The sequence below is a fragment of the Methanophagales archaeon genome (genome assembly GCA_021159465.1).
Lineage (GTDB): Archaea > Halobacteriota > Syntropharchaeia > Alkanophagales > Methanospirareceae > G60ANME1.
On sequence record JAGGRR010000268.1, the window covers coordinates 1 to 1,494 of the forward strand.

3 protein-coding genes are annotated in these 1,494 nt (G+C 46.6%); all 3 read right to left on the reverse strand.

The features are described from left to right. The coding region (locus J7J01_10745) for a hypothetical protein (protein MCD6211335.1) at positions 1-182 on the reverse strand (182 nt) is incomplete at its 3' end. Next, positions 179-1,081: a hypothetical protein gene (locus J7J01_10750; protein ID MCD6211336.1), complete on the reverse strand. Its 903-nt coding sequence runs from the start codon at positions 1,079-1,081 to the stop codon at positions 179-181. The genes J7J01_10745 and J7J01_10750, both read right to left, overlap by 4 nt. After that, positions 1,078-1,494, reverse strand: a 417-nt coding sequence (locus J7J01_10755; protein ID MCD6211337.1) for a hypothetical protein, incomplete at its 5' end; no start/stop codon positions are given. The genes J7J01_10755 and J7J01_10750, both read right to left, overlap by 4 nt.

Consider the following 1,494-nt stretch of genomic DNA (forward strand, 5'->3'; position numbering starts at 1 on the left):
ATTTGGTGGTTCTTCTCAAGAAAATCCACCGCCTCCTCCACCGAGACCTCGCGCCCCCACTCGGCGGAAAGAAGGGCAACTAATCGTGATAGGGCGAGGGTCAGGAGTTTTGATGCTATCGCTGCTATCTTCCGCGCTGTTATCGTTTGGTGTTCTTCAATCTTATTACCGTTCTCAGTCATTTCGCCTCTTCGGTGGGTGTAGCAGATCGTATCGCCTCCCTAAATTTTTGTATCGCCTCGCCTCCAGCGCCCGCACCTGCCGCACTCAGGATGCCGTCCACAATCGTCGTGCCCAAGTCGAGCATCATCTGCATCCTCCGCTCTTTCCGCTCTTCCTCTTCCTGAATTCGTTTTTTGATTTCCTCCTCCTTCTCTTGCAATCTCTGTTCAAAGAACTGTTCCATTTCCTCTACACTGCGGGGGCGCTCCACCTTGTAGCCTCGCTCCCTCAGTATTTTCTCTGCTTCTTCAATAGGGACTTGTTTCTCTTTCTCGTCCTGCAAAAGCCCCAATTCCCTGAAGCGGCGCTTTTTCTGTTCAACTTCTTCAAGGCTCTCCAAAAAACTATCCACCACGTCTTTTTTCTCTTCTTCGTGGTGATCGTTTCTCTTCAAGTCCTCTATCGTATCAGCAAGTCGTTCGAGCTTTTCGTGTAGTTCACTGAACCGTTCATCCTGTTCCGCTTCAAATATTTTCCTCTCAAGTTTCTGTATCTCCTCCAGTAGCTTCTCCTTCTCACTTTCGCTCCCGTCTTCACCCGAAATTTTCTCAAACTGCCGCATCATCTCTCGAAACGTCAGTAAGTCCTCCGCAAGTTTTGCAAATCGCCCCGTTGTGTCTGTCGTGCTTTGCGGCGGCATAGCAAGCAGTGGTATTTTTTGCATAATTTCTTCTTTCGCCCCGTCTGGCATCTCGTTCGCTATCGCGGCGAGATCCACTACATTTGTTAAGTATCGCTTCATTCGTTCAATATCTTCGTCTTTTTCTTTGTTGATGCTTTCCCATAATCTTTTTATTTTCTCTTCATCCATACCCTTCCTTTTCGCAAATTCACTTATAAAAGGTTCTATTTCGGTCATTCAGTTATCTTCACCTCCGTCTTCTTTTTCTCTTTCATTGTTGTCATGTCAGCAAATGTTGTGGCGAGTGTATAGCGTCTCAAACATTCTGGGCACATGCTCGATATTGCCACTCTCGCCTTCATGAAATAATCATCTCGTTGCTTTTTCAAATTCTCAAGCGCTGTGAGTGCGAGATACAACTTGAGTGCAAGCTTGTCCCGCTCCTCCTCCAGTTCCACAATGTCTTGCGCGTGTTCTTTCGCTTTCCATAGCGCTGAAAGATACCTGTCTATATACTCAACGAATGCGCGGGGGTTGTCTCTGAATTCTTCTATACGCTCAAAACTTTCTGATATATTGATATTCGCTGATTGTAGCGCTATCATTGTTGATGTGAAGCCCACTTGCATCATTACTTCGCCGAACCAATC